Origin of the sequence: Pelotomaculum sp. FP (assembly GCF_004369245.1) — a bacterium.
Taxonomy (GTDB): domain Bacteria; phylum Bacillota; class Desulfotomaculia; order Desulfotomaculales; family Pelotomaculaceae; genus Pelotomaculum_C; species Pelotomaculum_C schinkii.
Genome location: NZ_QFGB01000003.1, coordinates 39,834 through 61,389 on the forward strand (window position 1 = coordinate 39,834; position 21,556 = coordinate 61,389).

Here is a 21,556-nt window from a genome sequence, read left to right on the forward strand (position 1 = left end):
GGAGATCATTTGAAAGGAACAGAGCAAATATGCGGTGTATTTTTTGTAAATGCGATTCGACAAATTCAAAAAGTGTAGAGCATATACTTCCTGAATCTTTGGGAAATAAGTCGCATATTTTGCGCCCTGGGATTGTTTGTGATCACTGTAATAACTACTTGGCACGTGAGGTGGAGAAGCCATTTTTAGAAAATAGCAGCATAAGAGAACTGCGCTTTGAGGAAGGTATTTTGAGTAAAAAAGGGCGTATTCCAACGGTAGATGGGGTTTTAATCGAAAACCGAAAATTATCACCGATATCGTTGTCACGACCATCTGAATTTCCTGGTTCGATGTTAGCCCAAAATCCACTTATCTTTGAGTTTAAAGATGGGGTTAAACCGAGTAGTAAAGGAAAAATCCTTATTCCGAAGTTCGATATCTCGATGTCTCTCCCAAACGGAACTACGTTATCGAGGTTTTTAGGGAAAATTGCTTTGGAAGTATTAGCATTAAGACTCTCCGAACATCCAGAAGGTATAGATTATCTTATTGATGAAGTTCAATTAGATGATCTTCGAAATCATGTGCGTTATGGGAGAATTACAGATTGGCCATGTAGTGTACGCCAAATATACGATAAAAATATCCCCCTCTTCGATGATCAAACCGGAGAGTTATATCAGGTTATAAATGAATTTGACATCCTATTGACTGAGCATAGTGAATATTATCTTGTTCTGGCCATATTTGGTATCGAATTTGTAATTAATATGGGAGGAGCTGAAATAAGCGGATATTATGATTGGTTAAGACAAAACAACAATAAAAGTCCATTGTATGTGAATTTAAAAGAACATAACCAAAAGTGTCTAGAAAAATTTATGATATGAATCTCAAAGTATAGCTATTGGTCTATAAGGAGGCAACGTTATGTCAGCGGTTGTTGTAAAAAAAGAAATAAAGGTTAAGACGGTGTTTGCTGCGATGGACAATCCCTCTGATATGCAAGAGTTTAAAGTTAAGTTTAAAGAACTTTATCCCGACGATTGGAAAAGGATTAATAATGTTTATCAAAAAGAGGAACGCCGCGATACGAAAGGCAAAGGTCATCCAATGCCAGAACCCGAAAAGTATCTTGAAAACATGTTTAAGGTTGCGAGAGCTAAGATAAGCGAATAAGCTTACGTATTTTGGCAATCATATAAGGCTTAATTTCGAGAGGCAAGCATTTTATCATAAGATGGAAGATACGTCATAGTAAAAATTTCTTAAACCTATAGCTATCTCCTCTGAAGTGTGGTATCCTGTGTCGCTGAAAGGGGGCGACAAGCATGAACAACGTACCGAAAGAACCGCATGACTATTTCTATTGTGAGCAAGAAAACACACCGCAGGCAAGACGAATTGAAACGAACCACCGTCTGTTGATCCAGAGACTGAGTAAGCGGAACCGCAAGCTGGTGCTACGGATCATCGACGATAAGGATCAGATCTGCACAAACGTATCATTGGATAGCTTTACCTGTGGGTTCCGGCTGGCATGGCAGATTGCAAATCAAATACAAAATTACGATGGGTGTTCGGATTGCAACCGAAGAATCAACAGTAGAGAAAAAACAAGCGTCATCACCGCCTGATGAAGCCATACCGGAACCCGAGGCAACCGGTACATCAGAACCGACGTCAACGCCCGCACCAGCTCCCAAACCGGCAGTGCCATCCGCGCCGCCGTCACCTGATCCCAAGCCGGGGACAATAGCTGTTATCGACGGCAATCGATGCATGTGGATTCCCGGCTTCGGATGGGTCAAGGATGAAGAAAGCGGCGCACAAGGAACAACGGTCGGCAGTCCCGGCGATGAGCTTACCGGCAACAAAGTCGGACAAATGGGCGGCGGCACTATAGCAGACGGCAAAGGCGACATCAACAAGATGGTTGGTATCATGGGAGAAGATGACACTCCTCCCTCCGAAAAATCCACTCCTGCACCTGGGACGAAAGCCGTCATCAAGGGAAAGCCAAGCGTATGGATTCCCGGCTTCGGCTGGATAGAGGACAACGGCGGAGGAAACGTCGGCACCGTCGCCGAGGATATGTACGAGAACGGCCATAAAATCGGGACAATGGATTAAAACAGAAAAGAAAGAGCACAGCGGCCTGTCGGAGTGTTCCGCAGGCCGCTGTATTCACATTTATCACCCTTTTATACTATTTTCAATTAATAGTATAAAGGTTCATCCAACAACAACTGAAACACTTGCTTAGACGTTTCCCTGTCCCGGTAGGTCAGCGAGTACAGTAATTGGTTGGTCATCCCCTGAAGAAAAATGTCTATTGCTTTAACAATCAGGAATCGCTGGCAAAACAGCAGGTTTAAATGCTCCATTTCCCTTTCACCGCCGAGAGCTTCACAGATTTCGTTGTAGAGGTTATTCAGGTCCACGATATCGAGGAAAGCTCTGATGTCGGCGACAAGATCTGTATAGTACTGTTCGTATACAGACTCCAGATAACTGCACGAAAGCATCACATCATACAGAGACAGCTTGGTAAAACTCTCCTGGTACTTTAAGGGATGAGCATCAATAAATGCCTTGACCTGTTCGTAAAACGGATGATCATTGCTTTTTGCATCACCTCTGAGTATTTCTGCGCACAGGCTGTTCAAGGTACTTTCAGTTTCAAAGCCTTCAGTAGCAGCTTCATATGCCAGTATCCCGTTTGTCGCCTCAAATAAGTATGAAAGATATTTGTCCAGAAGATATCCCTGCTTTCCAAGCCTTATGCGTATTTCGGTTGCCTGTCGTAGAAATTCCTTAAATGAGCGCTTCAAGTGTTCCACGGAAGCGCTGCCAAGAATACCGGATTCGTTTTCAAAAATGTTCATGTTCTCCCGACCTTTCAAATTTAGTCGAAAGGTTCCCAAGGGCAAGGTATGCCCTTACAAAACAGCGTACGCAAAGGCGGGCGGCATCGCCGCCATAACCCCTTGCATACGCCGAAACTTCAGATTGTGAAACACCATGAAGAGTGATAGAATAATCACGTCATAGTGCCGTTTACGGTTGCGCGGGGTGGTCTCTTCACCTTTCGCAGGGCTGGTGTGCTGGAACCACATCAGTCTGCTATGACGTTTTTTCGTCAGGAAACTCCCGTGGTTCTAATACAGCTCTGTTTGGAGAAAAAGTCAAGTTAATATTGGATTAAGTCCCCGACCGTACAATACTCAACATCTCTTCGCCGGTTATCAATCTTTTTTGGTAATCGGCTTTTGCTTTGGACGCAGCCTTTGACCACATCCGGAATTCCTCACGCGTCATATCCTTGCCGGACCGCTCGGAAGCAAGCTTCCCGTCGGCGCGGAGAATCGGGAGTAGATCTTATTGTACTCCGTCTCAAATTTCTGCAGATAAGTATCCGTCTCGAGACGCTGTTCGTAACGGAGCATGGGGCCGACATCCTGACAGGTCTTTCCCTCTGAATATTCTCTTCCGCAATACTCCCGCTTGCGCTTGTCAATCAGTACGAAGTATCGTCCGCATAATCTGCACCGCTTCACCTGGATACCGCGCTTGAGCATTTCCATAAACTCAAGGAACAGCATTTCATCCAGCGACTGAATGTGATAATACGGCAGCAGACTGACCTTGGAACGATCCTCGTGGATGGCCTCCAGCGTTTGTCTGGTATCCGTAATGTTTTCTCTGTGTATTTCTGCAACTTTCTCGTAATCCAAAGCACCCTTTTTTACCGGAGCCACCGCGAAGCCCGTCTACACGGTAAACTTGCTCAAGTTCGGAAACTGAAAATAGAAACCGACCAACCTTTCGGATGCCGAGCGGTCGGACAGATTGTCCTTGTCAAGGCAGAAGCGCAGGGCATACTGAAATATCTCCTGCAGCGTCGGCACATCCTCCAGAATGGCAAAACAGCTTTGCAGCTGCTCCAGTCTCCGCGCTTCAATATCATCCTGAAAATAGACCGGGGTTGCCAGAATATTGTTCAGCGCGCCCACCAGAAAGAAAAAAGCATAGTCGTGCTTGTCCTTTAGCAACTCCGCTGCGTCAAAAATACAATTTCGTAACATGTCGTAATTCAAGCTTGTCAGCGGTATTCCGGCAAGCTCTTTTATTTTATCTTCAAGGGCAGTCAGATCAAGCTCGCAGAAGCTTACCAGCCCTTCTCCGATCTGCCCGCTGCGCCGGAAGCCGTGCTTATGTTCATCTGAGTACCAGAGAATGTTCATGAATGACTGATTGTCGATGAAAACTTTGAAATACGGAAACATGCTGCCCTCCGCAAATAATGGATTTTCTCAAAAATAAATTATTTGCATTCTCTGTATCATTTTACCACGGCATTTGTAAAAATGAAATCGTGGCAAAAAAAGATTAAAAATAGAATAGCCGTACCCGGAGTGGATACTTTCAGGCGAAGCATGCCAGGACCCTGCAAATGCAGGCGAGCATGCCAATGAGATGGGAACGCTGTGTTGGTCACGCAAGGCCGTAGGGCAGGAACCTGGCCGGGAACGCGGTGTAAATTAAACAATCAGAATTCTGTGGACGGAGGTGAGAATATGCAGAAAAAGAAAAACAGGCTTATCCGGATGAGCGACATTCCGTCGGAGCAGGTGCAATGGCTGTGGTATCCGTACATCCCCTATGGCAAGGTCACCATCATTCAGGGAGATCCCGGCGAGGGAAAAACCTCTTTTGTTCTGGCGATGATCGCGCTGCTGACCAACGGCGAACCGCTGCCGGAGGAAGAAGCGGCTAGTCCTCCCATCAACGTCATCTACCAGTCGGCGGAGGACGGGCTGGCGGATACCATAAAACCACGTTTGGAACAATTGGGCGCGGACTGTTCCCGAGTGCTGGTCATCATCAAAGGCTGATGCTGGAAAAATACGCTGCCGATAACGGCTTTGAAAACATTCTCTTCCTTTCTGACGATGGCTGCAGCGGCACAAATTTCAACCGCCCTGCGTGGAAAGAACTGATGAAGATGGTGGAAAACGACGAAGTGGCGACGATTATCGTCAAGGATATGTCCCGTCTTGGCAGAGATTATTTGCTGGTCGGACAGTACACCGAGATGATATTCCCCAGCTATGGAGTCCGCTTCATCGCCGTCAACAACAACGTGGACAGCCTCTATGGCGACAATGATTTCACCCCGTTCGTGAACCTGTTTAACGATTTCTATGCCAAAGACACCAGCCGGAAAATCCGTGCGGTCGTTAAATCGAAAGCGGAGCGGGGCGAACGTGTGGCGACCAGAGCGCCCTATGGCTACAAGAAAGACGAGAACAATCCCAAAAGCAGAATCGTTCCCGACGAGGACGCTGCACCGATTGTCCAGAGGATATTCAACCTCTGTGTCGGAGGGAAAGGCCCTACTCAGATTGCCAAGCAGCTTAAAAATGAGCAGGTTTACACACCCGGATATTACTATTACAGCAAAACCGGCGTCCTTTTGACCAACGTAGATGTAACCAGACCTTATGATTGGAACAGCAGATCTGTTGCCGACATTTTAGAGGATGAAGTCTACTTGGGGCACACCATCAGTCTGAAGTACACCACGGTATCCTACAAGAATAAGAAACGGATCAAGCGTCCCGAATCAGAACAGCTTCGGTTTGAAAACACTCATGAGCCTCTGGTGACAAAGGAAACATGGGATATCGTTCAGGATATCCGCAAGCGTAAAAGGCGCAGGGCAAACATGGCTGAGCAGGATATGTTCTCAGGGCTGGTTCGCTGCATCGATTGCGGAGAAAAGATGGTTCTCCATCGGGCGCACGCCATGGCCGCTGTGAAAAACAATTTTATCTGTTCCACCTACAGGAAACGCGGCAAGGAAAAGTGCAGCGCACACTATCTTCGGGAAGTCCACCTGGCGGCGATCGTGCTGGATGATTTACTGAGAGTAACCCACTTCGCACGGCAGCAAGAGGCGCTATTCATCCAGTACATCAATCGTAAAAATAATGCCGAAACCCGACGTGAGATTGAAAGGCTCCAAAGAGAACTGGAATTAATGCGACGGAGGGACACGGAGCTCAGCACCTTGTTCAAACGGTTATACGAGGACAATGTGCTTGGAAGAGTGACAAACGAGCAGTTCAGGTTGCTGTCCGGTGACTACAACGCAGAGCAAAAAAGCCTGAAGGAGCGAATCCCTCATACTGCGGAACGGATCGAAGAACTGCAAGCCTCCATCTCCAATGTCACACGATTTATCGATAAGGCGAAACGGTATACCGAGATAAACGAGCTAAGCGGTGAACTGCTGAACGTATTTATCGAGAAGATCGAGATCGGTGAACGGGCAGAGCGGTACTCCAGAACAGCGGAGCAGCAAATCGTTATTCACTACCGTGACATCGGCGTCGTCGGCGCTTTCGCAGAAGAAGCCGAGAAAATAGCCGAACAGCGGCAAAGGCAGACAGCTTGATCTGCTGCCTGCCTCAACCAATACCCACGGTTCATAAAATGTCCCTATGGAAATGCGCTTAAAGCGCCCGACTTTTTTGTTGATTTAAATCTTGATCAGATTGTAGACGCCATCACGTCCGGTTGGCAGGAATACAATCTAAAACCTTTTTTTACACTTCCTTGAAAGATATTGACTCGATCAAGTATCGTCAGGAAATAATGATGGACCTTGAAAATAAAACTTTTTTTGAGCATATAAAAGCCTTTGCGCAAAAAATGCGTGTAATGCGCGAACATCTAGCCCAAGCAGGCAAGCTTTACTATAAATACCAGAAGGAAAGGTGGTTTTTAGACGCGGTAGAAATTTATTGCGAAGCCGTTAATTGCCTGCTAAATGATTTAACCCTGGCAGATTTAAAATCGCGCGGTTTTTTGGCCTTTCGTGAATATATAACGAACTATGAATCCTTCGCCGCGACCAACGAAAGGGAAGGCTCGGAGATCGCAAGGCAGATAATTTGCGCATTATTGGAAAAACGCATCAAGGTTTTCTTCGTTACGCATTTATATGATTTTGCTCGTAGTTTTTACGATAAACAAACGGACAACGCCATTTTCCTGCGGGCTGAAATTCAATCAACCCCTAATTCCCTGGCAAATTTACGTACATCTTCGTTAGTAAGCTTAGCCAACCACCATCAACACCCTTCTTAAACTATATTTCACCAAATGATCATTTTGATATATTTGGTAGTTAGATTTTATTTAATTTCATACTGTCGCTTATAAACCATAAAGAAAAGAGGTATTGAAGCGAGTTGGGCCAACATGGAAAATGCAACCAGCGATGGAACTGAAACATCGTAAAGGAACCCCATTAATGCGCTGCCTGCAAACCAGAGCAAACCGTATCCTGTATTGAAGACTCCATAAGCAGTGCCCCGCCTGTCGGCCGGTACCATTTCAGCGACAACCGCCCTCATAATCGATTCCTGCGCTCCTACGCCCACACCCCATATAGCCGCTCCGGCTATGGCCAGGTACTTGCCGCCTAAAAATACGAGCGGAGCAAAAAATGCAGACAATATAGAAACAAATATCAAAACAGAAATTCCTATCCGGTCGAATAATCGCCCAAAAAAGAGTGCCGCTAAAGCATCCATGCCCATAGCAACGGAATAGAGAACCGGGATCAAGGTATCGGGGGCGAGCGAAACTTTTTTAAAGTGATAGGCAATAAGCGGGAAATCAGCATAACCGGCTGCAACCAGTCCAACAGCAGCCAGGTAAAGCCAAAACACCTGGTCTAATCCCTTTGTTTGAATCTTTGGATTATCGACTTCAAGATCACGCGGGCGAGGATAGAGTAGTCTTGCAGTAAGAAGTATAGTGAGCGCCAAGAGAGCCGGAATTAGTAAGATACTAAAACTTGTCCGGTAATCCCCCTTAAAATATAAGATGGCGGCGACAATTAAAGGACCTGTAACGGCGCCTATTTGGTCCATAGCCTCGTGCAAGCCGAAACCCCAACCTCTTCCTATACTGTGAGTCGCATGTGAAAGCATTGCGTCACGGGCAGGGGTCCGTATTGCTTTACCCATGCGCTCCCCGACAATAAGAATCGCCGCTATTTCCCAGCGTCCTGCCAGCGCTAAAAGTGGAACAATAAATAGGTTAAGGGTATACCCGACAAAAGTGATAGTCCAATATTTCTGAGTGCGATCGCTAAAATATCCGGATACTAGGCGCAAACCATATCCGATGAGTTCTCCAAACCCTGAGACAAACCCTACTACTGTGGCGCTTGCGCCAAGAAGGGCCAGATATTGGCCGGTGATACTGCGGGCGCCTTCGTACGTCATGTCTGCAAAAAGGCTGACCAGCCCCAGGAGAAGGACTAACCTCCAGGCAGTTCTTCCTGACAAGAAGTTGCTTTTTTCATCTACTGCCGGCTTACGTCCCACACAAATAACCTTCTCTCACCAATGGATTTATAACACTAATAGCATTGTCTAAAACTGTTTGGAACGACCAGGAATCTAAAATTAAATATGCTAAAATATGCCGTGTTTTTTCAAGCCTTCCAGTATACCTGAGGCATAGTACGCCTTTGAGTAGTAAACTTCCTTTGGATTAAACTTTGACGAGTTCCTTGAAATGGGTTTGGTATTTCCCACAACAATTACTTTGTACCCTTGTGAAAACATGTTATCATCAGTGACACAGCCGCAGACAAAAGTTTGATCGGGTTTAACTAATGAAAATAGAGTTGGCGATGCCCTCTTTTATCCCTTTGTTGAATATGTCCGGGTTGGTTACAAAGATATCGTCACCAACAAGCTGAATCTTACCGCCGAGGGCTTTTGCCAGCGCCTTCCAGCCTTCCCAGTCGTCTTCCGCCAGACCATCCTCAATAGATATAATGGGGTATTTCCCGATCAGCCGCTGGTAGTAGTCAACCATATCCTGCGAGGCCCAATGGCTGCCCTCGAAGTGATAGAAGCCTTCTTTGCGAAATTCACTGGCTGCCGGGTCAAGGGCCAGAAATACGTCCCGGCCCGGAGCGTATCCTGCCGTTTCAATGGCTTTGACTATTAACTGCAGCGAGCCCAGGTTGGGTGAAAGCCACCCTCATCACCCACGGAAGTGTTCTGTCCATTACTCTTTAGGACTGCTTTCAAAGCATGGAATACCTCAGCTCCCATCTGGAGTGACTCCTTGAAGCTGGGCGCTCCGGCGGGTACGGTCAGGAATTCCTGCGTGTCGATATTGTTGTCGGCGTGTTTGCCGCCGTTTAATACATTTATCATGGGTATGGGTATTTCCGCAGCGGTGATGCCGCCAAGGTAGCGGTAGACGGGCACAGCAAGACTTTGTGCGGCGGCCTTGGCGGCGGCGATGGATACCCCCAGTATAGCGTTTGCTCCCAGTTTGCTTTTGTCCGGGGTCCCGTCGAGCGCGATGAGAGCCTGATCCAGGGCATACTGAGCAAAGGCGGCCATCCCTGCAATCTTCTGGGCTATAATCGAGTTGACATTGTTGACGGCCTGCAAAACACCCTTTCCCTGGTAGCGGCTTTTGTCCCCATCCCTTAGCTCCAGCGCCTCCCTGGTTCCTGTTGAAGCGCCGGATGGTATGGCCGCCCTACCCGTGCAGCCATCTTCAAGCGCAACTTCAACCTCAATAGTCGGGTTACCCCGCGAATCAAGAATTTCTCTGGCATATACCTGTGTAATTTTCATTATTTGTTGTCCCTTCCTTCATTTTTCTGGTTTATCTGATAATGGAGCAACTTTTTGCTATTAGAAATAACGTGTGCCAGTAATAAAAGCAAGCCGGCTGTACTCCACAGCGAGTATATCGACGTTGATACATCAGCCGGCTTCTCTTCAGATATATGACCGGGAAACCGAAATTTATTGCCTTAAGGCATCCTAATTAAATAGAACTTAGGGTTTTTCTAACGAGATGAAATAACTTGCTGAACCATATCTTTCATCTGTCTCAGCTCATCATATTCCTTACGCCAACTTTCTAATCTTTCGGCACGCTCCTTCTCACCCAGGTCCCTTTCCAACCTGGCTTTATGGATGGCTGCGAGCAGTCCTTTGGACACTGAGTTGGCTCGCAGCCTTAGATCTCCCGCCACGTCCCTGGCGCTTTCTGTTAAGCCTTCAACCAGGTCGAAGCGGACGCGGCCGCAGTTGCGGTCAAAAAGTTCTACAAGTTTGTTTTTAGCATTTTTCAGCAAACGGCCGCCTACCAGTGTTTTCGGGAGCACACCCAACACTGTTAAAGTCTCCAATGAGGGAATGAAGGATGGGTGTTCCTCAAAGTAAAAGTAAAACCTTTTTGACCCCAGGATGTATTCCTTGGATGCCGACTTATCCACGGATATGTTGAAAATTTCCGCCGAAATCTCCATCATCCGGTCAACTATTTCTTCAATACGGCCAAAGAAGCGAAGCGCCACCTTTTCAAATTGCTCCCTGATGATCAGGCGCTGTTCGTTGCGTTTTTCATCCAGGACGCTCAGGATAAGCTCCCTGCTGTATTGGTTTAAAATAACAGCCAGCTCTTTAGCGGACTTACCCGGCGACTCTTTGTGGCAGTACTCTTCCAACAACTTCACCAGCTCACCTGACTTAAGCGAAAAGAAATCATTGAGGTCCTCCCCTACCGAGGCGCCCAGCCGTTCCACCTCGCGGTAGAGAAGATAAATTGAGTCCTCCCGGTCTTGCTCCAAAGACTCCATCTGAGCTGTAAAGGCATCTATTTTTTGGTCGAGTTCTTCCAATGAACCTTCCATTGCCCGCTGCCAAAGCTGAAGCTCCAGTTCCAGTTCCCCGATTGTCCGGAGCGCTCTGGCGGCGGATGCCTCCAGGATTAACTGGCCCTTGTTATTGTGGATAAAATTCCCCAGTTTTTTTTCGAACGTCAATATGCCGCTGGTCTCCAACGATATTGCACTGCCGCCGCCGGTCCGGCTCTGCAAGGCCTGTCTGGCTGACACCGGTAACAGTTCATATTTGCTCCAGTGTAATTTCTTCAATGACACCGTTCATGTGGACTGCGTGAACAACAAGACTCTCCCCGTAACGGATCACAGTCGGGATGGCTGTTAACGGCACGATCGCGGTTGGGAGCAGTTGGGCGCCTAAAAGCGCGTTGATAAAAGTGGACTTGCCCCGCTTGAATTCGCCCAAAATGACCAAAGTGAATGTTTCCTGGATTAGCCTTTCCCTGCTCTCAACCAAGAGCGATGCGGCCAGGGAGTTCTCCTTTTGCCTGGCAAAAGCGACTGCCTGGTCCAATACCTGGATCATAGTGTTTTTTCTTAAAACAAACTGGTCCAACATTTGTAATCCCCCGTTAGTTGTTGTTACAACCTCATTAAAAATACAAAAGCTCCTGTAAAGTATACTTTACAGGAGCCATCAGCCATTCGGGCACAAGGCGAGCCCCATCGCCTGTTGTTTAATTGTAATCACTATATAAGAATAAAGCCAACTGGAACAAAAGTCAAATAGATTGCATTTCTGAATAGCACTAAACTGCTGGCGCAGTGGTTTACCAACATTGCGCCTATGCCCTTTATCGCACTGCTGCAAATTTGTAGCAGTGTTTTTTTGATCACGCCTCTAAAATATTTAAAGTGCCGATAAGCGCTGAAATACTCATGGCACCGTCAAATACCGGCATGGAACATTCAGTAACTTTTAACCATTTAGCCCGAGTAAACACCTCACCCTTCTGGCCGGCGTCTTCTCACCTCAAGCAACTAGCTACACTAATGCATAAATAAAGTATATGATTAATATGAATTTAAATTTATATATGTTAATTTCTAGTATGCTCATAATCTCAACTACAAATTGGAATGTAACTACTACTTCTTGCTGGCTTTTTTATTAAGTTTCAACACAATGTTTCGCTTCGCTGCCATAGTTTGAAACAGGTTTGCTGCAAGTACAGCTTTTTCTTTTAACGTTAGATTGTCTGAGCCCGTTTTAGTTACAATTTGTTCCATTAAGGATTTTACATCTTGCAGTTCCAATAGATTAACAGCTATGCAGTAAAAATTTTTTCGCCGCCCGTCGTTGTAGTTTGCCAATGAATATCTTAAAATCTCTATTTTTTCAGCAAGCTCAGATTGATAGGAATCTATTCCTATTTTCTTGACTTTCTCAATATCCTTTAATTGATTACGATGAGTAATAAAGGAGTCAAATGCATCTATACCATCATATTTTTCACAAGGATACTCATCACACAAATAGCAGTATTCTATTCCACCATGCCGTAGGCTGCACCTTGCAATCGCACATGGTTGATTACCAGCTCCACCTCCGCAACCGGGACAATAATCATCCAAGTGCATTGGACATAGACCACAGTTTAAGCCGCAAAGCGAAAATAAAGGATAGCCCCTTTTGAAATTATCCATTTGTGTACCTTCTCCGTCAAATTTCAATTTAATAATAAGATTATATAAACAATAAGAAATTCACTTGTGTTCGTTCAGATTCCCATTATTAGCATTAGTTTTATTATATTTAACAAAACCTTCAAATTAGAACATATTCATTAATTTGAAAAAGATAATGCAGTGCATAACAAAAGAAAGTGTTTTTATTGCGACTTTCTCATCTAACAACTTAAGCCATACTCGGCACTTCGTTGTTGCAGTTAATTGTCAGTGTAATATTCTATGATGCTTTCATTACCCTCTGGGTGGGCTGCCACCGATATTCTTGCACTTCGTTGTGCCAGTAGATAATGATAACTAAGTTGTATACTTCTGCCTTTTGCGTCAAATTTCCTGCCTTTCAAAAACACGGTGCAAGGTAATTTTTAGAAAAAGAATAGCCGCCATTTTGGTATATTATAGTGGCTTTGAAGTCACCTAAAAGAGTCCAACCGTAAGCCGTGTTGACAACACATCGATCCACCAAATGGGTTATATGGTTTTAATCCTAATGCTGTTCACATTTTATTTGTAAAGAACCGGTCGTTATCTACAGGCGGTGACAGTAGAAGCAAAACCGGTATCGAAGTGGCTTGATAGCATCCGGAGGTGGGCAGTGATAAGAGAAGTGCTGGAGGGGGGAAGTGGAAGTCAAAAACATATTAAGGCAGGACCAGTTTAACCTATGCCACCACGACGGGTGATAACCAAAGCCGTCACATATCTAAATGACTAATTATTTTTGGAATTAGCCACAACACACCCGGTTACCTCCAGCCTTCTTAGCCTGATAAAGAGCCTTATCGGCAGCCTCAATAAGGGTTTCCGGCAATTCCTTGTCGTTGGGTTGGATGCAGGCCAAACCGATACTAATGGTTAAACGGCCATTCGAAGAGAAAGGGTGATTAATATCCAACCTTTCTACTGCTTGAAGCATTTGCTCAGCAATCCTGCGGGCCCCAATTAAGTCTGTCTTCGGCAGAATAGCTGCAAATTCCTCTCCTCCGTAACGGGCAAATAAATCACCGGGGCGCTTAACAGTTCTGCTTAAAGTGGTGGCTATATTGACCAGGATATCGTCTCCATTTTGGTGACCAAAGGTGTCATTCAACTGTTTAAACTGGTCAATATCTACCATAATCAAGCTTAGCTGTAACCCATGCTCACGGAAGGCCAGTCTCCATTCTCTATGTAAAAATTCATCAAGAAATCGTCTATTGGGTATGTTAGTCAGAGCATCCAGATAAGAAAGTTTTTCTAATAAGTCATTAGATGCGGCTAATTCCTCTTTCTGCAATTCGATTGTTTGTAGGTTTAAAAATTCCTTAACCCGATTGACATATATAATCTGTGACATTACTAAAGCAAGAATAGTTACAACACTACCATTAATAATGGCGGAAAAAGCTAAAATCCAGTCAGGTTGAAAGCGCCAGACCATAACGCTGAATACGATCCAGGAAAAGCCATAAATCAGTATGCTTTTAGACCATTTTAAATAAAGAAACGTGGCTGAAACGAGGACTGCCATTAGGTAAGAGGAGGCTATACCAGGCCCAACAGAATGGATCAGGCTATATAAGATTGCATAACTAATAAGGTTAAGTATTATATACCCGCTCTCGTAAAAATGATGGGATCGTTTAATAGCATCTGGAAACGGAAGCCTGGTTATGAATAAAAAAGCTGCAGAGCTTACTAGAAGAACAATCCTTAGGGTCATGATATACGGAGCTATTTCAAGAATGCGGGGTTGATCGATTTTGCCGATATATGCCAATTGGATAGAGATAAGGGTCAAATTGATTAATATTAACAGCCACGAGATAATACGTAAGCGTTGTATATTGGAATAAGTTAAAATACTTTCCAGAATATTCTTATAAGCCTCGGGCACAACGGGAAACCAATTACCAAATCTGTTTTGGAGTTGAATTCTAAATTGGTTTGGAGTCAATATGTTTCATCCTTTTCCCTTAACTTTTTGATATCACTTAACTAATTTGATGCAGCGCCCCCTGCTTTTTTCTTTGCTCTATCTATTCAAATAACATATCAAAAAAACAACACCCCCTGATTATTGGTGATAACCCAATAAAAAAAGTGGTGTCTGTTGAACAAAATTCTATATTACTATCTATAAGTTTGTTTAACTGACCTTGGTTTCAATTCTTAACTTATCCGCGACCATGGCGATAAATTCACTATTGGTGGGCTTGCCGCGTTCAAGGTTGATGGTATAGCCGAAAAATTTGGTCATCATATCCACATTGCCGCGGTCCCAGGCCAGTTCAATGGCGTGCCGTATGGCGCGTTCAACCCTGCTGGGTGTCGTCTGATACTTCTGGGCTATCATGGGATACAACTCCTTGGTAACCGCCCCGAGCAGGTTGATCTCGCTGATAACCATTAAAATAGCATCCCGCAGATAGTGGTAACCTTTAATATGAGCCGGAACACCCATTTCATGGATAATATTGGTTACAGCTATGTCCAAATTTTTGGGTTTAACCGGAGCAATATACTGCGATACATTTACCCCGTCCGCCAGCTGCCGGATGCGGGTGGCCAGTACATTAAAGTCAAATGGTTTTAAAATGTAGTAGTCGGCGCCCAGTTCAACCGCCCTTTGGGTTACGCTCTCCTGTCCAAAGGCAGTCAGCATGATAATTTTTGGCCTGCTGCCGGTATTGCCGGTAACCAATTTTTCCAGGACCCCGATCCCGTCCAGGTGCGGCATAATGATATCCAGCACGACGACATCAGGATTGTTTTCCTGGATCATTTGAATGGCTTCCAGGCCATTATAAGCAATACCGGTTAGATTGAAATCTTCCTGCTGCGTTATGAATTCCTTTAGCAGCTCGCAGAAATCTCTGTTATCATCTGCGATTAAAAGCCTGATTGCTTTCTTTGGCATAAACGCTCCCGCCTCCTAAATATTTCTATTTTTTATATTTTAGTATGTTTACCCAAATGATTCGACGACCACAAAGAATGTCCTTCCAGATAAAAAGGAAAATTTTTGTATATTGCATTAAAGTCATCGGGGAAACCTATCTAAAAAGGAATTAACCCTGGGAAAAAGCCTTTCCCAGGGTTAATAGAAAAGCAAAAAATTATTTATATTTATGCCGCAGGTTCTTTTATAACTTGTCCTGAATCATCCAGCAATCCGGATTCCTCCAACATCCATTCAGCCGACACCCCATAACCTCTGGTTGGGTCATTCACAAAAACGTGGGTAACCGCGCCAACCAACCTCTCCTCCTGAATAATTGGACTGCCGCTCATACCTTGGATAATGCCGCCGGTCTGATCAAGCAGCCTTTCATCAGTTATTTTTAATACAAGCGCCTTGCCGTCCTGCCTGACCTGTGGATTAATTTGTAAAATTTCCACAGAAAATTTTTCCACCTTATCGCCGCTTAGGACAGTTAGTATTTCTGCCGGCCCTTCATGAATTTGACTGGTCATGGCGACTGGTATTGGTACTGTAAAAACAGGGTTTTCGAGCGGTTTCTGAAGATTGCCGAATATACCCAGCCTGGTGTTTCTGTTGATGGTACCGGACAATAACTTGTCACCCTGAAGTATGCCGATTTTTTCTCCCGGCTGGCCGCGTTTGCCTTTGGCAATACCCTGGACGCTGGCGCCGACGATTTTCCCGTCCTGCAGGTCAACCGGATGCTTGGTGTTTACATCGGTAATGATGTGGCCAAGAGCGCCATAAGACTTGCTGCCTGGTTCATAAAAAGTTATGGTGCCTACTCCGGCTGCGCTGTCCCTGATCATAAGACCTACCCGGTAATCAGAAGTTTCCTTGCATAAAACCGGGTTTAAAGTAGTGCTGAAGGTTTCCTTCCCCCGTTTTACCTCTACCTCCATGGAGTTGCCTGCCGCTCCGGCCCTGGACACAGAATCTCTAAACTGGCTGTCGCTGCCCACCTCTGACCCGTCAATTTTTAGGATTACATCCCCTTTTTGAATACCTGCCTGCGAGGCAGGATTGATTCTTTGGTTATCCTGATTAACCACATCGTATGTGCCGGCTACAATAATTCCCCGCGCATGGATTAAAACCCCGATTGATTGTCCGCCTGGAACAACTCTTATTTCCGGCGCCACACTTACCAGCATATCACGTACAGGGACCACACCGTACAAGCTGAGCCTGAGTTTTAACCGACCGGGATTCAATGCCACCGGGTTTGACCCGGATATAAAATCTCCTTCGATAACACTTTCTTGAAGGGCGTTGCTTTCATTATTGACTATCTCCATTTTTAAACCTTTTTCTAATGGAGCGGGAAATTTAAAATTCAGCGGCTGGCCAACTGATACCAAATGCTTTTCAGGAGGAAGCAGCGTGCCTTGAACCTGATAAGTTAGCATAATTGATAAAAATATTAAAATGCCACAAATACAACCGCATGTTTTCCCCTTCAAACATTACCCCTCCAATATTATTGCCATCCACCTCCAAATATTGATAACATTATTTAGACAACCCTATACGTATATCTTTGTTTCAAAACAAATTGCAAATTTATAATAACCTCAACAAATATCTAATATTCAACCTAAAAATGTTTCAAAATCCCAAATACAGAGTCTATTTCAGTTTATTTAGATATGTAATTTATTGTTTTGTTACCTGTAAAAAAAATAGAAAAAACCGCACATATTTTAAAATGTGCGGTATAATTTAAAATAATTTCAAATTTTATCGGAATTTTTAAGCATCTGGCTCGCGTGCAGGCGCGTGATATCAGTAACATTTTTACCGCCCAGCATCCTTGCCAGCTCTTCCACTTGCTGCTCCCGGTCAAGCAGTTCAACCCTGGTTACCGTACGCTCACCGTCAAACTCTTTGAGGATCCTGTGGTGCGCCCTGGCATGGGCGGCTACCTGCGCCGAGTGAGTAACACAAATAACCTGACGCTGTTGACCCAACTGGGATAACTTCTCTGCCACTGCCTGCAGCGCACGGCCGCCAATACCGGCGTCGACCTCGTCAAACACCAGCACAGGCTTGTCATCGGCCTGTGCCAGCAAGGTCTTAAGCGCCAGCATGATCCTGGACAATTCACCGCCCGATGCAATTTTAGTCAGAGGCTTTAGAGGCTCGCCCCGGTTTGGGGAGATCAAAAATTCAATCTGCTCCAGACCTGCGGGGGAAGGCTCTTCGATGGGAGTAAATTCTAATGATAATACCACTCTCCCCATCTCCAGTGAGTCCAGTTCAACGGCCACCCTTTCCTCCAGCAGCCGGGCCGCAGACTTGCGGGCGCTGCTGAGCTCCTTTGCCGCCTGGTAATAGGCTGCCGCGGCAGCGCTTAATTCTCTGCCGGAAGATGTCAATTCTTCATCAAGGTTTAGCAGGTTTTGCAGTTCGGAGCCGGCACTATCCAGAAACTGCAGAATCGCGGGTATGCCGTCTCCGTATTTTTTCTTTAGTATTTTAATCTGGTTAAGTCTTTCCTCGACTGCTTCCAGCCTCCGTGGACTGTACTCTACCGTGTCACGGTAGGCAGCAAGATCACGGGCCGCGTCCTCCGCCTGATAAAGAGAGCTTTCTAATGCGACTAATATATTTTTCGCCCTGCTGTCATAGAAAACCAGGGATTTCAAATTTTCGGCCGCCCGGGCCAGGAGATCCATGGCAGAGTCCTGACCTTCGTTTCCATCATAAAGATGTCTATAAGCTTCTCCAGCCAGCAAACTGATTTTTTCTGAGTTCGCAAGTACTTCTTTTTCTCTGACTAATTCCTCTTCCTCTCCGGGGGTAAGCTTTGCATGCCGGATCTCTTCAATCTGGTAGCGCAAGGTATCGGCGCGCCTGGTCCTATCCCCCGCGTCCCGTTGAAGCTTTTCCAGGCGGGAGCGGGCTTCACTCCAGCTTTGATAGGCCGACTTAACCTGGCCGAGCAGTTCCAGGAGCTTGGTTCCCCCAAAATGGTCCAAAAGCTCACGGTGTTTTTCCTGGTTCAGAAGCGAATTTTGTTCATGCTGGACATGCAGGTCCGCCATGCTCTTCCCGATTATCTTATAAAAAGCCAGTGGTACCGCCTGACCGTTAACCCGGCAGATATTTTTCCCGGAACGGGTGATTTCCCTGGATAGCACCAGGCAATCCTCCTCGCTCAGGTCAATTCCCTGATTACCAAGTAGTTGCTCCAGGAACTTGTTCCTGGCCGGGTCAAAGGCGGCTTCTACCAGAGCTTTTTCCGCCCCGCTGCGAATTTGTTCGGTATGTGCCCTGCCGCCGAGAGCTATCTCCAAAGCGTCAATAATGATCGTCTTCCCCGTTCCGGTTTCACCGGTAAGGATATTTAAGCCCTCCTGGAAATCTATTTTGACTTGTTCCATTAAACCGAAATTTTTTATGGAGATGTTCAAAAGCATTCGCTCACCCCTTTTTGAGGTTGAGTTCCTCAAACCTGTTCAGAACATCCGCGGTAGCCCGCTTCGGCTTGACTATTACGAGAATAGTATCGTCTCCCCCGACCGTACCGATAATTTCCTGCCAACCGGCCTGGTCTATGGCGGATGCTACGGCCTGCGCCCCACCGGGGTGAGTTTTGATAATAATCAGGTTTTCACTTGAATCCATACTTACCACTGAATCACGGAAAAGTCGCTTCAAATGGCCTTCAATACGGGAAACCGGCCTCTCAATTCCCGGGGAGTAATAAGAGGCGTTGTTTTCAGCCGGTATTTTGATCAAACCCAGTTCCTTAATATCCCGCGAGATAGTAGCCTGCGTTACCTTGAATCCTGACTTTTTGAGAGCTGAAGCGAGGTCTTCCTGTGTTTCTACTGCTTGCTTCGAGATAATCTCAAGGATTTTGCGCTGCCGGCTGGTTTTCATCGCCAACACCTGCCTTCTCGATTGCAATTACCACCGGAGCCTGGTCGGAACGGTTGATAAAGTTTGAGCGCACCACACGGTACAGGCTGCCGTCAAGAGAGGAGACGACCTCCTCCACCGCAGCTAATTCCTCTCGTCCTCCCGGGTGGCCGGTGTATATAACCAGCCCTATTCTCCCCTCCGGTTTCAGCATTTTCAAGGCCGCTCTCAGCGCTCTCGCGGTTGTTTCACAGGTTGTAACAAGGTTGTGGTCACCGCCGGGCAAATAGCCCAAGTTGAATAATACCGCATCGACCGGGGCAGGCGCCAGTCGCTCCATCTCCTCATGACTGCTGTGTAAGAGGATTACCCGGTCGAGAACCCCGGCCCTTTGCAGCAACAATGCCGCCTTTTGCAGAGCTTCTGCCTGGATATCTATAGCGTACACTTTCCCCTGAGGCCCGACCTGGCGGGCCAGAAAAAGTGTGTCATAACCGTTTCCGGCAGTCGCATCTATCGCAGTGGCGCCAGGACCCACTGCTTCGGATATTAGAAGATGAGCGAGATGTACAGCGCTGCCAAGGCCTTTAAGCACCGTTGCGGTCACCCTCTTGATGAAATTTCTTTCTTAAGACCTCAAAAAATCCCCTTCCCCTCAACCTGACCAGTCTGGCTTTTTGCGGGGAACGGCTTACTAAAACCTGGTCGTACTGGTACAAGTTGAAACCATGCTGCCCGTCCATGGTCAACATAACCTCCTCCTGGCTGGAAAGGATGATGATTTTGACAACGCTTTCCGGCGCTATTATCAGTGGCCTGGCCCAGAGAGCATGGGGACATATCGGTGTCAGCAGCATCAGTTCCAAATTGGGGGTAACCAATGGACCTCCCGCCGATAAGGAATAGGCTGTTGAGCCGGTGGGGCTTGCAATAATCAATCCATCTGTGGGATAGGTATTGATGTACTCATTATTGACATGGGCTTCCAGTTGAATGAGCCTGGCAAAGGCGCCTTTGGCAATCACAGCGTCGTTTAGGCCTACCAATTGTTCCACCAGCTTGTCCTGCCGGTACACATTGGCCTGCAGCATCATCCGTTCTTCGATATCATATTCGCCATCCAGCAGCTTTTCCAGAGCCGGTAGGGCCTCCGGTAAATCTATCTCTGTTAAAAAACCCATATGGCCCATGTTTATGCCTATAATGGGTGTTCCTGTTCCGGCAACCTTCCTCGCAGTACCCAGCAGGGTCCCGTCCCCGCCGAAAACGATCATGCATTCAGCCAGCTCGTACAGCCGGTCCTTGGGTACGCCAAAGCCAGGCAACTCTAATTGGGCCGCGATATCCTCTTCAATTAGAACGGTGCATCCCCTGCCGGTAAGCCAGCCGGTAATTTGCCTTACCAGTTTGCGGACTCCCTTTTTATTTAAATTAACCGCCAGCCCGAAGCTGTTCAAGTACTGGACTCCCCCCCTCCTACTTCAGCAATTTTTATTAAATATTATGTTAGTTCCGCATGAGCCCGTTTCACTATATCAGGCAGGTTGGCGTGGTTTTCTTGCAGGCCGCTCTTGTCGAAGTATACCAAAAATTCTATGTTGCCTTCAGGACCGGTTACCGGTGAATAATCCACTCCCCTGACCGACCAGCCCTGGTCTTCAATAAAGCCGGTTATACTTTGGAGCACCGCCAACTGTACCTCCGGATCCCGGACCACTCCTTTTTTGCCGATTTTATCCCTGCCGGCTTCGAACTGCGGCTTCACCAGCGCCACGCCGGCAGCCGCGGGAGTGGTCAATTCACCTATTTTGGGCAGGACCTTGGTCAATGAGATAAATGAAACGTCAATAGTTATGAAATCAGGGGTTACCGACAGCAGTTCTTTATTTAAATAACGAATATTGGTCCGCTCCAGAACCACCACCCGGGGATCGTTGCGAAGCTTCCAGTCTAACTGGCCGTAGCCCACATCAACCGCATATACCTGACTGGCCCCGTACTTTAAAGCGCAGTCCGTAAAACCCCCGGTGGAAGCCCCTACATCAAGCACCACCCGCCCGCTAAGGTCTATTTCAAATACTTTGATCGCCTTCTCAAGTTTTAGCCCGCCCCGGCTCACGTAAGGTATCGGGCTGCCCTTTACTTCAAGAACTGCGCCCGGGGATACCGTTACCCCCGGTTTATCAACTCTTAAACCATCAACAAAAACCAGGCCGGCCATAATCGCCGCCCGGGCCTTTTCCCTGCTGGGACAATATCCTTCTGCAGTTAACCTGACATCCAGACGCTGCTTATTTTTTTGCAAAATT

General features: G+C 46.3%; 20 protein-coding genes, 2 pseudogenes and 1 riboswitch. Of the genes and pseudogenes, 6 read left to right on the plus strand and 16 right to left on the minus strand.

The window, feature by feature from the left end; genetic code table 11:
- Positions 1-29: 29 nt before the first annotated feature.
- The 3 genes from Psfp_RS01905 (at position 30) to Psfp_RS01920 (ending at position 2,115) form a co-directional block, all read left to right on the plus strand.
- Entirely contained in the window at positions 30-872 is an 843-nt protein-coding gene (locus Psfp_RS01905) for an HNH endonuclease (protein ID WP_134216866.1), read from the plus strand.
- A gap of 40 nt (positions 873-912) precedes the next feature.
- Positions 913-1,161, plus strand: a complete 249-nt coding sequence (locus tag Psfp_RS01910; RefSeq protein WP_134216867.1) for a hypothetical protein — start codon at positions 913-915, stop codon at positions 1,159-1,161.
- Between the two features lie 393 nt (positions 1,162-1,554).
- Positions 1,555-2,115, plus strand: coding sequence for a DUF6550 family protein (locus Psfp_RS01920; RefSeq protein ID WP_153189488.1), 561 nt, complete (start codon positions 1,555-1,557; stop codon positions 2,113-2,115).
- Between the two features lie 86 nt (positions 2,116-2,201).
- On the opposite strand, the gene Psfp_RS01925 is transcribed toward Psfp_RS01920, so the two are convergent.
- The 3 genes from Psfp_RS01925 to Psfp_RS01935 form a co-directional block, all read right to left on the minus strand.
- Entirely contained in the window at positions 2,202-2,870 is a 669-nt protein-coding gene (locus tag Psfp_RS01925) for a hypothetical protein (protein WP_134216869.1), read from the minus strand.
- 429 nt (positions 2,871-3,299) lie between these two features.
- On the minus strand, positions 3,300-3,743 hold the full coding sequence (locus tag Psfp_RS01930; RefSeq protein ID WP_243120427.1) for a DUF6076 domain-containing protein: 444 nt from the start codon (positions 3,741-3,743) through the stop codon (positions 3,300-3,302).
- 12 nt (positions 3,744-3,755) lie between these two features.
- The gene (locus Psfp_RS01935) at positions 3,756-4,271 is read right to left on the minus strand and encodes a hypothetical protein (RefSeq protein WP_134216870.1); all 516 of its coding nucleotides are present in this window, start codon (positions 4,269-4,271) and stop codon (positions 3,756-3,758) included.
- 291 nt (positions 4,272-4,562) lie between these two features.
- Here Psfp_RS01935 and Psfp_RS01940 point away from each other — a divergent pair.
- From Psfp_RS01940 to Psfp_RS21995, 3 genes and pseudogenes are all read left to right on the plus strand, one after another.
- A pseudogene (locus tag Psfp_RS01940) lies at positions 4,563-4,868 on the plus strand (AAA family ATPase); the annotation flags it as partial.
- 11 nt (positions 4,869-4,879) lie between these two features.
- On the plus strand, positions 4,880-6,445 hold the full coding sequence (locus tag Psfp_RS01945) for a recombinase family protein (RefSeq protein ID WP_134216871.1): 1,566 nt from the start codon (positions 4,880-4,882) through the stop codon (positions 6,443-6,445).
- Between the two features lie 161 nt (positions 6,446-6,606).
- Positions 6,607-7,140 (plus strand): hypothetical protein, encoded by a 534-nt coding sequence (locus Psfp_RS21995; RefSeq protein WP_205079446.1) that lies wholly within the window; start codon positions 6,607-6,609, stop codon positions 7,138-7,140.
- Positions 7,141-7,187: 47 nt separating this feature from the next.
- Here Psfp_RS21995 and Psfp_RS01960 read toward each other — a convergent pair whose 3' ends face one another.
- The 13 genes and pseudogenes from Psfp_RS01960 to Psfp_RS02025 form a co-directional block, all read right to left on the minus strand.
- Entirely contained in the window at positions 7,188-8,390 is a 1,203-nt protein-coding gene (locus Psfp_RS01960; protein WP_243120428.1) for an MFS transporter, read from the minus strand.
- Positions 8,391-8,676: 286 nt separating this feature from the next.
- Positions 8,677-9,668: pseudogene (gene eno, locus Psfp_RS01970) on the minus strand (phosphopyruvate hydratase).
- A 218-nt stretch (positions 9,669-9,886) separates the two neighbouring features.
- Positions 9,887-10,921, minus strand: coding sequence for a hypothetical protein (locus Psfp_RS01975; RefSeq protein WP_192895232.1), 1,035 nt, complete (start codon positions 10,919-10,921; stop codon positions 9,887-9,889).
- Between the two features lie 28 nt (positions 10,922-10,949).
- Positions 10,950-11,285: a dynamin family protein gene (locus tag Psfp_RS01980; RefSeq protein WP_243120429.1), complete on the minus strand. Its 336-nt coding sequence runs from the start codon at positions 11,283-11,285 to the stop codon at positions 10,950-10,952.
- A gap of 62 nt (positions 11,286-11,347) precedes the next feature.
- Positions 11,348-11,406: riboswitch (Fluoride riboswitch) on the minus strand.
- 409 nt (positions 11,407-11,815) lie between these two features.
- Positions 11,816-12,373, minus strand: a complete 558-nt coding sequence (locus Psfp_RS01985; protein WP_134216874.1) for a DUF3795 domain-containing protein — start codon at positions 12,371-12,373, stop codon at positions 11,816-11,818.
- Between the two features lie 769 nt (positions 12,374-13,142).
- Positions 13,143-14,351: a diguanylate cyclase gene (locus Psfp_RS01990; RefSeq protein ID WP_134216875.1), complete on the minus strand. Its 1,209-nt coding sequence runs from the start codon at positions 14,349-14,351 to the stop codon at positions 13,143-13,145.
- A gap of 192 nt (positions 14,352-14,543) precedes the next feature.
- Positions 14,544-15,314, minus strand: coding sequence for a sporulation transcription factor Spo0A (gene spo0A, locus Psfp_RS01995; protein WP_134216876.1), 771 nt, complete (start codon positions 15,312-15,314; stop codon positions 14,544-14,546).
- Between the two features lie 209 nt (positions 15,315-15,523).
- A complete protein-coding gene (spoIVB, locus tag Psfp_RS02000; protein WP_282434315.1) occupies positions 15,524-16,843 on the minus strand; it encodes a SpoIVB peptidase in 1,320 nt (439 codons plus the stop codon).
- A gap of 270 nt (positions 16,844-17,113) precedes the next feature.
- Positions 17,114-18,802 carry a DNA repair protein RecN gene (gene recN / locus Psfp_RS02005; protein ID WP_134216877.1) on the minus strand — a complete coding sequence of 563 codons (1,689 nt, stop codon included), beginning with the start codon at positions 18,800-18,802 and terminating at the stop codon, positions 17,114-17,116.
- Between the two features lie 4 nt (positions 18,803-18,806).
- Entirely contained in the window at positions 18,807-19,268 is a 462-nt protein-coding gene (gene argR / locus Psfp_RS02010) for an arginine repressor (protein WP_134216878.1), read from the minus strand.
- Entirely contained in the window at positions 19,237-19,842 is a 606-nt protein-coding gene (locus tag Psfp_RS02015; protein ID WP_134216879.1) for a class I SAM-dependent methyltransferase, read from the minus strand. Before Psfp_RS02015 ends, argR begins: the two co-directional genes overlap by 32 nt.
- Positions 19,835-20,704 carry an NAD(+)/NADH kinase gene (locus tag Psfp_RS02020; RefSeq protein ID WP_134216880.1) on the minus strand — a complete coding sequence of 290 codons (870 nt, stop codon included), beginning with the start codon at positions 20,702-20,704 and terminating at the stop codon, positions 19,835-19,837. The genes Psfp_RS02015 and Psfp_RS02020 overlap by 8 nt, the downstream gene beginning before the upstream one ends.
- A gap of 44 nt (positions 20,705-20,748) precedes the next feature.
- Positions 20,749-21,552 carry a TlyA family RNA methyltransferase gene (locus Psfp_RS02025; RefSeq protein ID WP_134216881.1) on the minus strand — a complete coding sequence of 268 codons (804 nt, stop codon included), beginning with the start codon at positions 21,550-21,552 and terminating at the stop codon, positions 20,749-20,751.
- Between the last annotated feature and the right edge of the window lie 4 nt (positions 21,553-21,556).

Bases quoted from the DNA above. Each gene is read 5' to 3' on its own strand.
- Psfp_RS01905 (WP_134216866.1), top strand. From the start codon at position 30: ATGCGGTGTATTTTTTGTAAATGCGATTCGACAAATTCAAAAAGTGTA.
- Psfp_RS01910 (WP_134216867.1), top strand. From the start codon at position 913: ATGTCAGCGGTTGTTGTAAAAAAAGAAATAAAGGTTAAGACGGTGTTT.
- Psfp_RS01920 (WP_153189488.1), top strand. From the start codon at position 1,555: ATGGGTGTTCGGATTGCAACCGAAGAATCAACAGTAGAGAAAAAACAA.
- Psfp_RS01925 (WP_134216869.1), bottom strand. From the start codon at position 2,870: ATGAACATTTTTGAAAACGAATCCGGTATTCTTGGCAGCGCTTCCGTG.
- Psfp_RS01935 (WP_134216870.1), bottom strand. From the start codon at position 4,271: ATGTTTCCGTATTTCAAAGTTTTCATCGACAATCAGTCATTCATGAAC.
- Psfp_RS01945 (WP_134216871.1), top strand. From the start codon at position 4,880: ATGCTGGAAAAATACGCTGCCGATAACGGCTTTGAAAACATTCTCTTC.
- Psfp_RS01980 (WP_243120429.1), bottom strand. From the start codon at position 11,285: ATGTTGGACCAGTTTGTTTTAAGAAAAAACACTATGATCCAGGTATTG.
- Psfp_RS01985 (WP_134216874.1), bottom strand. From the start codon at position 12,373: ATGGATAATTTCAAAAGGGGCTATCCTTTATTTTCGCTTTGCGGCTTA.
- spo0A (WP_134216876.1), bottom strand. From the start codon at position 15,314: ATGCCAAAGAAAGCAATCAGGCTTTTAATCGCAGATGATAACAGAGAT.
- recN (WP_134216877.1), bottom strand. From the start codon at position 18,802: ATGCTTTTGAACATCTCCATAAAAAATTTCGGTTTAATGGAACAAGTC.
- argR (WP_134216878.1), bottom strand. From the start codon at position 19,268: ATGAAAACCAGCCGGCAGCGCAAAATCCTTGAGATTATCTCGAAGCAA.